The sequence below is a fragment of the Paenibacillus sp. FSL P4-0113 genome (assembly GCF_038009305.1).
In the GTDB taxonomy this organism is placed as follows: Bacteria; Bacillota; Bacilli; order Paenibacillales; family Paenibacillaceae; genus Paenibacillus; species Paenibacillus polymyxa_D.
Genome location: NZ_JBBPAZ010000001.1, coordinates 3,513,845 through 3,528,030, shown reverse-complemented (window position 1 = coordinate 3,528,030; position 14,186 = coordinate 3,513,845). Strand labels below are relative to the sequence as shown.

Here is a 14,186-nt window from a genome sequence, read left to right as displayed (position 1 = left end):
TTTAGCCGTGCGATCGAAAATTGCCGTACACACAGTAACTACTGTTGTTTTTCCCCATTAGGTTCGCAGACCGCTTTCGCTTTGTGTCATATGACATTATGGCACTGGCGGATTTGACATCAAGAGCCGTAGGATACGATGACTACTTGTAAAGGATGTGGGCTCTTTGATGACAAGAACCGTCGTCAGCTTTATTCAAAATGGCTATTTCCTACTGCTTACTTTCGCTACCGGATTGTTTTACTTTTGCTTTTATCTGGTCGCTCTTACATTAGGCTTGAGTCTTTCGTTTACCGTCGCGGGCGTTCCTCTGATTACTCGCATTTTGCGAACTACAAACACCTTCCTGCAATTTGAACGCACACAGACCAAGATCTATACGGATATTACCACAGAGCTTTACGTTAAACCAATAAACACCGATGACTCTATCTGGCTTCAAGCAAGGAAGGAGCTGCTAAATCGGCGCAACTGGATCGCTATCGGCTGGCTGATGCTGAAGCTTCCGGTGGGGATTTTAAGCCTCATTAGTGCAGCCTTGCTTTATATAACTCCACTCGCAATGATTGCGGCCCCGCTCCTCTTTCCACTATTTAATTATTATTTTATGGGTGTACCTATAGATACTGTGATAAAATCCGTACTGGTTTCGGCCTCAGGAGTCATATTCACTATGGTGAGCTACAGGCTTGCGAACAGCTTCACGCGTATGCTAGGAGGCTACACCCGTCGTATGATCAAGAGTGTGAACCGGTAGCCGGAATGTCCCGGTCTGGATTTAAAAGTATTGTTGGATAATGATCTGCTCTATAATAGTTACGTAATGTCATACTGATAGTTCTTAGGGGTTGATGGTTTTGTTCGATATGGTAAAGCAGTGGTTCTGGTACGACTGGTTCATGCTTATGATCCGCTTGATTTGCAGTACTTCTCTCCTGCTCACTATCATAGAGCGGCAAGCTCATTTCACGCTGCCGCTTTGGGTTCTTGTGTTTTGGCAGCTTATTGCTTTTTCCGTTCCCTGGCTGTGCTTGCAGCTCAATTATAGATACTACCTGCTTACCGAGATTGTGATCCCGGGCGGGCTCTGCTTGTATTTAGTTTTGTTCTTTCCAGAAGCCTACCTCACATTCCTGGTATATGCATTTTTGATTGCCTCTAATAGCAAACAAAGAACATATCTTTGGTCAGGTCCTTTATCGATATTGCTCCTACCCGCTATAATTAAGCTGCTTGCAGAGCAGATTGATTTTTGGATTATGACCATTCAATTCGGGACGGCTTATGCATTCGGATTTTCCTTCCATTTATTGATGGTCAATCATCGTCAAAGTGAAATTATACGCGAGCAAAATGCGGTGCTGGAGCAGTACTTGTCCCAAATCGAGCGCATCACGCTGGCCGAAGAGCGGAATCGGCTCTCCAAAGAGCTCCATGATACCGTCGGTCATGCGTACACTTCCCTCATTATGGGGTTGGAAACCTTGCGCCCTGAGCTAGAGACGGATACAGGAACGAAACGGCTCGATTCCCTATTGAACCTGGCCCGGGAAAATATGGATGAAGTGAGAGGCTATGTGCATCAAATCGAATCGCCGCATGAAGAACTCCCACTGCTTCAGTCTTTGCGGAAGCTGGCAGAGGAGTTTCAGGAGCATGCTAAGGTGTCGGTTCGTTTCCAGGCCTTCGGGGAGGAATACCCTGTAACGAAGCAAGCGAAGATAGCGCTGTATCGCTGCTTGCAAGAATCATTGACGAATGCCGTGCGTCATGGACACTCGACGGAGATTACGGTTTCAGTGCAATTCGAGCCTCAGCAGACGAGGCTGGAAATTCAAGATAACGGCCGTGGGATGGAACATGGACGGGATGGTTTCGGCTTGAACGCCATGAAAGAGCGAGCGATGAATTTGCAAGGTCATGTTGGCGTCTATACCCAACCGGGCGAAGGCACCCTCGTTACCTGCACCCTGCCACGACAAACGGAGCTTAAGGATGATGTCATCCGTCTGTTGGTCGTCGATGACCAGCCTTTTATCCGTGAAAGTCTACGGATTCTTCTCGAGGAGCAGCAAGATTTGCAAGTCGTAGGGGTGGCAGAAGATGGCGAGCAAGCCATCGAACTGTGCAGACAGGTTCAGCCTCAGCTGGTGCTCATGGATTTGGACATGCCGAACCTGGACGGAATCTCCGCATCCCGTACCATAAAACAAACGTGGCCCCACATCCGCATCTTGATTCTCACCACGTTCGAAGATACTGGACAGGCTCTGGAAGCGCTGCGAAGCGGAGCGGACGGATACCTATTGAAGTCGATGAAGCCGGTAGAGCTTGCCGAAACAATACGTACGGTCTATCGCGGAGGCACGCTGATCGATCAGGAGATGTCGCACAAATTGTTTGCTCAGCTGGAAGCCGCCAAGAGCGGAGACGTTCCGTCGACAACCAAAGTGGCTGCGACCTATGATTTAACTTCACGGGAGCTTGAAATTTTACAGTTCGTGTCGAAAGGACTGCGATATAAAACCATTGCTTCCAAATTGTATTTATCCGATGGTACGGTTAGAAACTATGCGTCATCGGTCTATCTGAAGCTGGGGGTTCGCAACCGAGAGGAAGCAGTGCAAAAGGCCCGGGAGGCAGGGCTTTTGGAATAAACCTTACGGTTCGATGCGGATTTCCGTTGGATATGGAGGAAACTAAAAACAAGCGGCAGCATCAGCAGCCGCTTGTTTCTTATTGTACAAGAAAATCCCCAGTTTTGACGGGGGTTCAGGAAATCTTATATAAAGTACCATTATAGGAATTGGCAATTACAAAAAGGCAGATACCCCCCTTGTGAGGGAAGCCTGAGACCAATCGCGGTCGGCAGACTTTCGGTACGCCTCCTTAGGTGCCTGCTAGTACCGTGCCCTTATCGGTTGGCTTTTGCTTGCCCATAACATCCTCGAATGGGCGAGATGAGCCAAAAAGCGCGAGTCATGGGGAAATCCCCCCTGCACTCGCGCTTTTTTTCGTTAATCCCGAAGTAAGCACTGTCCTTTACGGTAGAAAATTTACTTAATCCTTTTGAATTAGTGACTGATTGGCAACGTATAGTAATTAAATGCTTGATCCAACAAGGCACTGGCTTCTTGACGCTTCAAAAGCTGTTTGGAGCGGAAGTCTATGGAGCCGTCTAAATTGATCTTGGTATTCGGGTCCATGATACCTTGGGAAACAAGAGCTGTGATGGCTTTAACTGCCCAAGCATCCGTTTCGCCACCCAATTTAACCTTAATTCCAGGCTCAACCTGTTTCAGGTTCTGGATCATTACCGCCGCCATTTGTCTAGTGATAGGAGAATTAGGCTGATAATTACGTAGTCCGGCCATCATCTGTTTTGTATTCGGTTCAATCATGAAAGGTTGTTTATACCACCCGTGGGCGCGCAGCAGCACTTCTGAGAATTCTCTCTGAGTCATCGTTCCTTTCGGATCGAAGAGGTGGGCTGATTTTCCGCTCATGACTTTCAAAGCATTAAGGTTGTTTATATATGGAATATATTTACTATCCGCAGGTACATCAGAAAATGGTGAATCAATGTTTATTTTTTGCGCATAAGCAACGAGGTCTGGGAGTTGCATGTAATACAAATATGCAATATGGCCTGCTTGATTTTTATTAAACGTCAATTTATTACCTGATTCATCTTCAAATAATAAAGGGTGGATCATTTTTAGTGTATGTTTGCCTGATGTTCCTGTCTCCATTATTAATTTCCCGTCCGAATACGAAACCTTCGTCCTTAAGGCAGCGATACGCGTGTTTTGGTATAATCCCACGTAGTCTTGGGCCTGCTGCTCACTTATTGTCGCGTAGGTTGACTTTGGAAGTTCTGATTTTCTCGGATAATAATGATTCATAAATTCTTCATACACGTCAAGACTCATCATGGAGTCGTTATTGTAGGACATGTACATTGCTGTATTCTTCTCAGGCAGAATAACAATCAAGGAAGAATGCCCTGTAACATTTCCTCCCTTTAGAATCACATGCTGATTATTCATCTTCTCTTTGAAGTAGCCTTCGAATCCAATTGTTGTGACCGGGAACTCCTTATCAGGGAATAATTGGTATGTGTGCATTTGCTCTATGCTCTTTGGACTCACTACTTCTTTACCTTTGTACTTGCCTTTGTTCAGGTGCATAATAAGGTACTTCGCCATGTCATCTGCTGTTGAGACGATACCGCCTTCAGGTTTTTCCGTTGGTTTAAACCCGTCCAAGGGTATCAGTTCGCCTGTTGGTCCATAGTGAGCAGCCATTCTGCTTAACAATTGGGGGGTAAACCGCACATTCGTCGAATTCATGCCTAACGGTTTGAAAATATTCTTTTCCATATATTTGGAATATGACATACCCGTTACGTTTGCTACAGCATATCCCGCTAGCATGAAACCAAAATTGTCATAAGTGTACGCTTCTCCTGGAGTCCTGACAACAGTTGGCATATTTGATGCAATGAACTTCTTCATCGGAAAATATTTGTCCGCGTATTCTGGATGCATTTCCATGGAAATATCTGGTTCATCAAATCCACTTGAATATGTAAGTAGATCAAACATCGTCAGTTTTTTTCCTGTTTTATTCGGAACCTTTATTCCTCCTAAATACTCTTGGATATCGCGTTTTAAATCCATTTTCCCCTTATCGACCAACTGCATAGCTGCCAATGCAGTGAATGACTTTGTAACAGAGCCGATTTGGAAAACGGTATTTTTATCAACAGGAATTTTTTTGCCCTTGTCGGCATACCCGTAACCTTTGCTTAGCATCACTTTCCCACCTGCAACGACCACAAAATTAGAACCAACTGTATTATACTTCTTCATCTTGTCCGCAAAAACGCCATCTGCAAAAGCTTCTAGTTCCTTAGCATCTCGCGGTCCCTCCAAGCTAGCCTTCTCAGATGCAACTGGTACGTTAACGGGTGCGGCAACTGATGCGCCGTTGGGTGCCATACACGCGGTAGTTACCGTAGCAGATAATAGTAGAACCGCGAGACTGGTGTGAATCATTTTTTTCATGAATGATTTCTCCTTGAAATGTATTTTTGCCTTATAGCGTCCGGCAAAACCAAGTATGGCAAAGGACTTGTCATACCAACAAGTTACATTTCGCCACCCACCATACCAAGTCACTCCAAAGTGTCATATGACAATTAGGCACTAGGTTTAAAGGGCGATGGGTCATTCAGAAAAAACGGAAATTCACCACAGTTACATATCCTTTTTTACCTCAGTTCTTCTTAACCGTCTCTCCTTCAATTAACACAGGCTGATAATAGGTGTGGTTACGTAGATCCTTTTTCCCTTGAAGTTTCTTAATAACCCAATCGGCGGCATCACGTCCCATTTGTTCCTGGGGGTGCGTTAATGTCGTTAGTTTGATGTTTGCATTCTTGGAAATATAGGAATTATCTTGACCAATAATGGATAAGTCTTCGGGCACAGATATCCCAAGTTGTCTGCATACATGTACAACTTCTAGTCCGACCTCGTCGTTATAGCAGACAATTGCGGTTAAATCGTCTCTTTGTTCGGTCAGGAATTTCTTCAAGTTGGTGGATAGGTCCTGCTTTGTCTCTGTATAGAATGAGAGCACTTGCTCTGGGTGAAACCGTAATTTGGCTTCTCCAAGCGCTTTGATATAGCCCTTCATTCGATACTTTCCTTGTAAATCGTCCATTTTGGCAATGATGCCAATCTGTGTGTGTCCGTTAGCGATCAATTCTTTGGTCGCCAGATAGCTGGATTGTACGTCATCGAGGCAGAAGTAAGGAACTTCCAACTCTTCATAATAGGCATTAATCATGATGAAGGGAACATCCTGTTCCTTGAACGTCAGATAATAAGCGATATTGGGATTATATAGATTGCTCTTCGTAGGCTCAATGATCAAACCATCCACACCAAAGGACAGCATCATCTCCAAGGCTTTCTTTTCCTGGGCGACATCATTATTGGTACTCGCTAATAGTAATGAATAATTATCTTCATTTAATCTGGCTTCAATCCCGCGAATTATCGAGGGGAAGATGTAATCAGAGATGTAGGTCGTGATGACTCCGATGGTTTTATTACTGGAGTTCCCACCAGTCTTTGAGCGAAATTGGTTACTGACATAGGTGCCAGATCCTTTTTCACTTCTTAAGAAACCTTCGTTGGATAGTTCCAAAATAGCCTTCCGAACCGTCTGGCGACTAACTTTATACTTATCCTGCAAAGCGAATTCCGTTGGAATTTGTTCTCCTACGCTGTATGCCCCTGAAAGAATATTGCTTTTTATATCCTCAAGGATGACCTGATACTTTGGTTTCACTTTATTCCTTCTTTCCAAGTTGTTCTAATACTAATTAATGCATCTATAATATTTGTATGTACATATTTTAGCATAATTATGAGTTTATTATAATCTATTGTCCTATCTGTATAAATACTAAAGTTAAAACTAGAAAAACACTCGGTTTGTCAAAGTATTTGTAAGTATAACTATGGTTTTGTGTTGACAAATGTACGCACAAAAAATATACTAAGGCTGTAAACAAAAGAAAGCGCCTTCTTTCAATTAATGCGATTATAACAGTTGTTCAGAGAGAGGAGTAACGTGAGCATGGATCAAGACACTAAACAAGCGATTACTAAGGGAGAAACCTCACTTGGTATTGAATTTGGATCCACACGTATCAAGGCAGTGCTGATTGATCATCGTTTTGAAACCATCGCATCTGGAAGCTATGAGTGGGAAAACCTCCTGGTAGATGGATATTGGACGTACAACTTAGAGAGTATTATTATGGGCCTGCAAGAGGCTTATCGTGAAATGAAGCAAGAGGTTGAGCAAAAATATGGAGTCACCCTTCGTACGGTTGGTTCTATAGGATTCTCTGCAATGATGCACGGCTATATGGCTTTTGACAGCAAGGGTGAGTTGCTTGTTCCGTTCCGGACTTGGCGGAATGCGACAACCGGGGCTGCAGCAAAAGCTTTAACTGATAAATTTCAATTCAACATTCCTGAGCGATGGAGTATTGCTCACTTGTATCAAGCGATATTGAACGAAGAGCAACATGTCCCTCATATTGATTTTATGACGACGTTGGCTGGATATATCCACTGGCTGCTGACTGGCGATAAGGCAATTGGTATCGGAGACGCTTCGGGGATTTTCCCAATTGATGAGACTACACATGATTATAACGAGTCGATGGTTAAGCAGTTTGATGAACTCATTGCAGCCAAAGGCTACGATTGGAAGTTACAAGACATTATTCCTAAAGTTCATATCTCAGGCGAGCAGGCAGGTGTACTAACCGCAGCGGGAGCGAAAATCTTAGATAAATCCGGAGACTTACAACCTGGTATTCCGCTTTGTCCTCCAGAAGGTGATGCGGGAACAGGAATGGTCGCTACGAATAGTGTGAGAAAACGTACTGGCAACGTGTCTGTGGGAACCTCGGTTTTTGCCATGATTGTATTAGAGAAGGACCTTTCAGCGGTATATCCGGAAATTGATCTGGTGACCACACCGAATGGTAATCCGGTCGGGATGGTTCATGCCAACAACTGTTCAAGTGATCTCAATGCTTGGCTGGGCTTGTTCCGTGAATTCTATGAGGCCATGGGGCACAAGGCGGATCCGAATCAATTGTTCAGTGTGTTGCTGAATAAGGCTTTGGAAGCGGATCCAGATGGCGGTGGTTTACTCAGCTATGGCTATTTGTCAGGGGAGAATATCACCGGAATAGAGAAAGGCAGACCGTTGTTTGTCCGCTCTCCTGAGAGCCGTTTCAATTTGGCCAATTTCATGCGGACTCATCTGTTCACTGCATTTGCTGCTTTGAAAATCGGAATGGATATTTTGACGAAGAAAGAATACGTCGCAATTGACAGCATTCTGGCTCACGGTGGTTTATTTAAAACCCCTATCGTCGGACAAAAGATTGTTGCGGCTGCTATGAATGTCCCGGTATCCGTGATGTCAACAGCTGGAGAAGGCGGAGCGTGGGGTATGGCTATTCTGGCTTCTTACATGATGAACAAGGATCAACAAGAAAGTCTGGAAGACTTCCTCGACCAAAAAGTATTTAGAGATGTTGAGGGACAAGAAATTCATCCTGACGGTTCCGATGTTAAGGGGTTCGAAACATTCTTAGAACGCTACACACAAGGCCTGGCGATTGAGCAGGCTGCTGTAGATAATCTAGTGGAAAACTGGAGGAATTGACGTGTTAGAGCAGCTGAAAGAAGAAGTATTTCAAGCCAATCTGGATTTGCCTAAACATGGACTCGTGAAATACACCTGGGGTAACGTAAGCGCTGTTGATCGTGAGCGTGGCTTATTCGTTATCAAACCGAGTGGTGTTAGTTATGACACGATGAAACCTAGCGATATGGTGGTTGTTGATTTTGACGGCAATGTTGTTGAAGGAGAGATGAGACCTTCATCGGATACACCGACTCATGCCGTACTTTACAAGCACTACGCAGAGATCGGCGGTATTGTGCATACGCATTCGACTTGGGCGACGATTTGGGCTCAAGCAGGCCTGGATGTACCTGTAATGGGGACTACTCATGCAGACACCTTCTATGGTTCTGTTCCCTGTGCTCGTTTCCTGACACAAGAGGAGATCGACCGTGGTTACGAAGCGGAAACCGGCCGTGTCATCATCGAAACTTTTGAGCAGCGCGGGCTGGATATTTTAGCAGTGCCAGGTGTCCTGCTTAAGGGTCACGCTCCCTTCACTTGGGGGAAAGATGCGAAATCCGCAGTTATGAATAGCGTCGTGTTGGAAGAAGTTTCGAAAATGAATTTATTCGCACGGGAATTGAATCATTTTGCTGAAGAATTGCCGCAGCGGATTCTAGATAAACACTATTTGCGCAAACATGGGAAAGACGCCTACTACGGGCAAAAGTAAGACCAACTAAACTAAAAATGAAGAAAAGAGGATGAATGATGTCAACAGTAGGTACAAAACAGTTCTGGTTTGTCGTAGGTTCACAACATCTGTATGGAGAAGAAGCATTAGCAGAAGTCAAAGCACACGCACAAGAAATGACCGATGCCCTAAATAAGAGCGGCGTTCTGCCTTATCCGCTTGTATTGCAAGATCTGGCGGTTAGTGCAGACAAAATCACCAGCCTTATGAAAGAAGTCAACTATCGTGATGAGGTTGCTGGTGTCATCACTTGGATGCATACCTTCTCACCTGCAAAAATGTGGATTCGCGGTACTAAATTGCTGCAAAAGCCGCTACTTCATTTGGCCACACAGTACAATGAAAGCATTCCTTGGGCTACAATTGACATGGACTTCATGAACCTCAATCAGGCAGCTCATGGTGACCGTGAATATGGGTTTATCAACGCCCGCTTGAAGAAACAGAATAAAGTGGTTGTAGGTTACTGGGAACGTGCAGAAGTGCAAAAACAAATCGCAGAGTGGATGGATGTAGCGGTTGCTTATAACGAAAGCTTCAATATCAAAGTCGCCCGCTTTGGCGACAACATGCGTAATGTTGGCGTTACGGAAGGTGATAAGGTCGAAGCCCAAATTCAATTTGGATGGACCGTTGACTACTTCGGAATTGGCGACCTCGTTCAGTACGTCAATGCTGTGAAAGAAGAAGAGATTGATGCTTTGTTTGCGGAATACTCTGAACTTTATGAATTCGATTATGGTACTTATAGCAAGGAAGCTTGGGAAGCCAGTGTAAGAGTGCAAGCAAGCTATGAAATTGCTATTAAACGATTCCTGGATCATGGCGGCTATACTGCCTTCACTACGAACTTCGAAGACCTCTATGGTATGAAACAGCTCCCTGGTCTTGCCGTTCAACGTTTGATGGCACAAGGATACGGATTTGCTGGTGAAGGAGATTGGAAGACTGCAGCGCTCGATCGCCTGCTTAAAGTCATGAGCCATAACCAATCCACTGGCTTTATGGAAGACTACACCTATGAATTAGCGGCTGGTCAGGAATCGATCCTTCAATCCCATATGCTTGAAGTTGACCCAACGTTGGCGAGCAACAAGCCTAAAGTCATCGTTTCTCCGTTAGGTATCGGCGATCGTGAAGATCCAGCCCGTCTGGTATTTGACGGCAAGGCAGGAGACGGTGTGGTTGTTTCTATGGCTGACTTTGGCACTCATTATAAACTGCTGATCAATGAGGTTACGGCATTTGAACCGACAGTTCCTGCTCCAAATCTTCCGGTAGCCCGTGTACTGTGGAACGTGAAGCCTAACTTCCAGGATGGAGTTAAGGCATGGATTGAGAACGGTGGCGGTCACCATACTGTGGTTTCCTTGAATCTAACCACAGACCAAATTGTGACTTATGCAAAACTGGTTAACCTGGAATACGTAATTATTAAATAACTAGAAGATAGCCATCTATAAAAGCATTGGGTCAGTCCTTAGGATCCAATGCTTTTTATTGGTTTTCTAAGGATGTCGAGATAAAGGAAAGGTTCCTAAGCTATCTGGCGATATAACGAGATAATTGGATTCTCCTTAAGGTAATCATTTAATTCATAAGGATGTGATACTATGGCGAATGTACCAGCTACGAAAACGAAATTGGTTATCGTCGAAGGCATACCTGGCTCTGGCAAATCCACATTATCTAGATACATACATGACATGTTAAATACACATCAAATAGAATCGGAACTATTTTTAGAAGGAAATTTACGGCATCCCGCTGATTATGAATCGGTTGCATGTATGCCGAACGAAGAACTTGATCGGCTCCGATCAATCTATTCCGAGGTGTTTCATTACATTGATCCGTTCGTATCTTTGAATGGCAACGACTCTTTAATCGCATATGCGCTTGCGCAGCAATCAGCCCAAAATAAAATTCCTTCTAGTTTGTATGAGGAAATCCAGCGTTATGAAATCTGCGATGGAGTACCCGTGGAAAAGTACTGCGAATTGATGATCCAACGTTGGAAGTCTTTTGTTAAAGATCAGCGAGAAAAGGAAAAGCTAATCATACTCGAATGCTGTTTTTTACAGAACCCAGGGTGTGCATTACTCGCCCGGCATGATGCTGGAAATGATCGATTTGTTCGGCATGTATTACAGATTGCGGAGCAAATTCAGGAGTTAAATCCAATTTTGTTCTATTTGAAGCAACCTGATGTGCGTGAGACGATTGAGCGAGTAAAAACGATGAGATCTCAAGAATGGTTAGATTTCACGATTTGGTACCATACAGAGCAAGATTATGGAAGGAAGAAGGGGCTTCATGGGTACGAGGGATATATTCAGTTCCTTGAATATCGACGAGAGCTAGAATTACAAATTATTGAGCAACTTCCTTTTCAATCGTTTGTTATGGATAACTCCGATTATGATTGGGTGAATCAACAACAGACTGTTTCGAATATCATGATGAAGTATTTATAAACCATGAAGCTCATTCGAGGAAACGTTAGTGCAATTAGAAAGGGCCTGTCCCGTAAAGATTGGCCCAAAAACTTGCCGTTACAGGCAGCCCTGTGACTCTCATGTTTTAAAAGTTCAGTAGAGAGAAGGTTATAAGCTATGAGTGATTATGGTCCAGATCTATTTAAAGGTACCGCTTGGTACTACTCTAGGTATCGACCTCCTTATCCTTCGTCGCTTATTCGGTTTTTAGTTAACAAGTTTTCTCTGAATGGGGAAGGTCGCTTGCTTGACTTAGGATGTGGAACGGGTCAGCTATCTCTAAGATTTAGTGATTGGTTTGAAGAAATAGTAGGTGTAGATACTGAATCAGAAATGCTAGATGAAGCAAACCGTTTGTCCAGTGATAAAAGGTTGGACAATGTTAAATGGGTACAAGGAAGGGCGGAAGAGCGCGTATGTGACTGGAGTGTCTTTCGCCTCGTTATAATTGCGAAAGCATTTCATTGGATGGATAGAGAGTCCATTCTTGACATTCTGTATAACAGTTCTGATACTAATGGTGGCGTAGCTATTATTGATAATACTGGGAAGCAGGAACCCTTACTTTGGCAACTCAAGGTCAACGAAGTAGTGAGACGTTGGCTAGGAGACGCAAGAAGAGCTGGTAATAGCACTTACACTCCCCCAAAGGAGAGGTATGAGGATATTGTAAGAAAATCTGGATTCAAAAATGTCCAAAGACATATTTTACCGAGTTATTCATATACATGGACTGTTGATTCGATCATTGGAAATCTGTACTCTACATCATTTGCTTCAAGACGCCTTTTTGGTGATAATTTAGTACGATTTGAAAATGATTTAACATCTGTTCTACTAGATATGGACTCCACGGGTGTGTTTACCGAAGAATTGTCAGTGTCTGTTATTACTGCTAGTAAGTGAAGCCCCCATAATACAGCGTGTTGAGATCCATTCTTATTATTTTGCAAAGAAAATTCTCACTTTTTAGCAGAAATGATTTATAATTATCAGATAATAGACAATATAATTTTTAAAAGATTATATTTTAGTTATAATAGAGACAGAAAAGATATGTTCCTGAGTGGAGCCTTGCTTCTTGTATCACCTAAGCAGGAGGGCCTGCTCTTTTTTGCAAATATAAGAGATAAGGAAGGTTTTTATGAATAGCATTCAGAAAAATACAGACGTTATCTTAATTGGTGCCGGAGTCATGAGCGCGACTCTGGGATCATTGCTAAAAGAGTTAGCACCAGAATGGGAAATTAAAGTGTTTGAGAAACTCGCAAACGCAGGAGAAGAAAGCTCTAACGAATGGAATAATGCAGGTACAGGCCATGCTGCACTGTGCGAACTGAACTATACATCCGAAAAAGCTGATGGATCTATAGATATTCGTAAAGCTGTAGACATTAATGAGCAGTTTCAGCTTTCAAGACAGTTTTGGTCTTTTCTTGTAAACAGCCATTTGATTCGTAATCCTCAGGACTTTATCAAGCCAATACCTCATATGAGTTTGGTAACAGGAGAGAAAAATGTATCTTTTTTGAAAAAAAGGTTTAAAGCGCTTTCAACTATTTCTCTATTTCAAGGCATGGAATTTTCCGACGACCCTGAAAAGCTGAAGGAATGGATTCCGCTAATTATGGAAGGCCGTACATTGAATGAACCAATCGCGGCAACCAAAATCGACTCTGGAACAGATGTCAACTTTGGTGCTTTAACACGCATGTTGTTTGAGCATTTAAAAAGTAAAAACGTTGAGATCAATTACAAGCATAGTGTAAAGGATATTAAACGTGCGAGCGACGGCTCGTGGAAAGTCAAAGTCCATAATCTGGATAACGGTAAAATCGAATACCATACTGCCAAATTTGTCTTTATCGGTGGTGGGGGTGGAAGTCTACCTTTGCTACAAAGAACCGGTATTCCTGAGTCCAAATATATCGGGGGATTCCCGGTAAGTGGACTATTTATGGTATGTAACAATCCTAAGGTTGTCGCCCAGCATCATGCGAAAGTATACGGTAAAGCTAAGGTTGGTGCTCCTCCCATGTCTGTTCCGCATCTGGATACAAGATATATCGGTAACCAAAAAGCACTGCTATTTGGACCGTTTGCCGGCTTCTCACCGAAGTTCTTGAAAACGGGCTCAAATTTGGATTTGATCGGATCTGTAAAACCCAATAATCTCATCACGATGTTGGCGGCAGGCGCAAAAGAGATGGCATTGACCAAATACCTGATTCAGCAAGTGATGTTATCGAATGAAAAGCGTCTGGAAGAATTACGCGAGTTTATTCCGAACGCCAAAATCGAGGACTGGGGGATCGTGGTAGCGGGTCAACGTGTGCAGGTGATCAAAGATACGGAGGGCGGTAAAGGAACACTTCAATTTGGTACAGAAGTGGTTAGTGCTGCTGATGGTTCGATAGCTGCACTGCTCGGCGCCTCTCCGGGTGCTTCTACTGCTGTTCACGTTATGCTGGAAGTATTGGAAAAATGCTTCCCACAACATATGGAAGAGTGGGAACCAAAAATAAAAGAAATGATTCCTTCTTATGGGGTGTCACTAGCGGAAAACCCAGAGCTTTACCAAGAAATTTATGACTCCACAACGGAGGTGCTCGGTCTGGGCGAAAGGGAACCGCTTCATCGTTAATTTTTACATGGCTAGTAACTCGATCATCCAAATATTTTTAATAAAAAGCACAGTAATC

Annotated in this window: 10 protein-coding genes; 8 read left to right on the top strand and 2 right to left on the bottom strand. The window is 43.6% G+C overall.

The features are described 5' to 3' along the window. Positions 1 to 169: 169 nt before the first annotated feature. Positions 170 to 757 carry a sensor domain-containing protein gene (locus MKX46_RS15120; RefSeq protein ID WP_029518899.1) on the top strand — a complete coding sequence of 196 codons (588 nt, stop codon included), beginning with the start codon at positions 170 to 172 and terminating at the stop codon, positions 755 to 757. 100 nt (positions 758 to 857) lie between these two features. Continuing rightward, positions 858 to 2,657: a helix-turn-helix transcriptional regulator gene (locus MKX46_RS15115; RefSeq protein ID WP_209950104.1), complete on the top strand. Its 1,800-nt coding sequence runs from the start codon at positions 858 to 860 to the stop codon at positions 2,655 to 2,657. Positions 2,658 to 3,074: 417 nt separating this feature from the next. Here the strand turns inward: MKX46_RS15115 and MKX46_RS15110 are convergent, their stop codons facing one another. Continuing rightward, complete coding sequence (locus MKX46_RS15110) at positions 3,075 to 5,069, bottom strand: serine hydrolase (RefSeq protein WP_029518897.1); 1,995 nt, start codon at positions 5,067 to 5,069, stop codon at positions 3,075 to 3,077. A gap of 211 nt (positions 5,070 to 5,280) precedes the next feature. Then, a complete protein-coding gene (locus MKX46_RS15105) occupies positions 5,281 to 6,363 on the bottom strand; it encodes a GntR family transcriptional regulator (protein ID WP_341071423.1) in 1,083 nt (360 codons plus the stop codon). A 291-nt stretch (positions 6,364 to 6,654) separates the two neighbouring features. Here MKX46_RS15105 and MKX46_RS15100 point away from each other — a divergent pair, with 291 nt between their 5' ends. The 6 genes from MKX46_RS15100 to MKX46_RS15075 all read left to right on the top strand — a co-directional run bounded on the left by MKX46_RS15100 (position 6,655) and on the right by MKX46_RS15075 (position 14,128). After that, positions 6,655 to 8,268 carry a xylulokinase gene (locus MKX46_RS15100; RefSeq protein ID WP_341071421.1) on the top strand — a complete coding sequence of 538 codons (1,614 nt, stop codon included), beginning with the start codon at positions 6,655 to 6,657 and terminating at the stop codon, positions 8,266 to 8,268. 1 nt (position 8,269) lies between these two features. Continuing rightward, a complete protein-coding gene (locus MKX46_RS15095; RefSeq protein ID WP_013373853.1) occupies positions 8,270 to 8,965 on the top strand; it encodes an L-ribulose-5-phosphate 4-epimerase in 696 nt (231 codons plus the stop codon). Between the two features lie 38 nt (positions 8,966 to 9,003). After that, complete coding sequence (araA, locus tag MKX46_RS15090; protein ID WP_029518894.1) at positions 9,004 to 10,428, top strand: L-arabinose isomerase; 1,425 nt, start codon at positions 9,004 to 9,006, stop codon at positions 10,426 to 10,428. Positions 10,429 to 10,599: 171 nt separating this feature from the next. Further along, positions 10,600 to 11,463 carry a hypothetical protein gene (locus tag MKX46_RS15085; protein WP_341071418.1) on the top strand — a complete coding sequence of 288 codons (864 nt, stop codon included), beginning with the start codon at positions 10,600 to 10,602 and terminating at the stop codon, positions 11,461 to 11,463. 138 nt (positions 11,464 to 11,601) lie between these two features. After that, entirely contained in the window at positions 11,602 to 12,390 is a 789-nt protein-coding gene (locus tag MKX46_RS15080; RefSeq protein WP_341071417.1) for a class I SAM-dependent methyltransferase, read from the top strand. Positions 12,391 to 12,628: 238 nt separating this feature from the next. Then, a complete protein-coding gene (locus MKX46_RS15075; protein ID WP_029518891.1) occupies positions 12,629 to 14,128 on the top strand; it encodes a malate:quinone oxidoreductase in 1,500 nt (499 codons plus the stop codon). Positions 14,129 to 14,186: the final 58 nt, after the last annotated feature.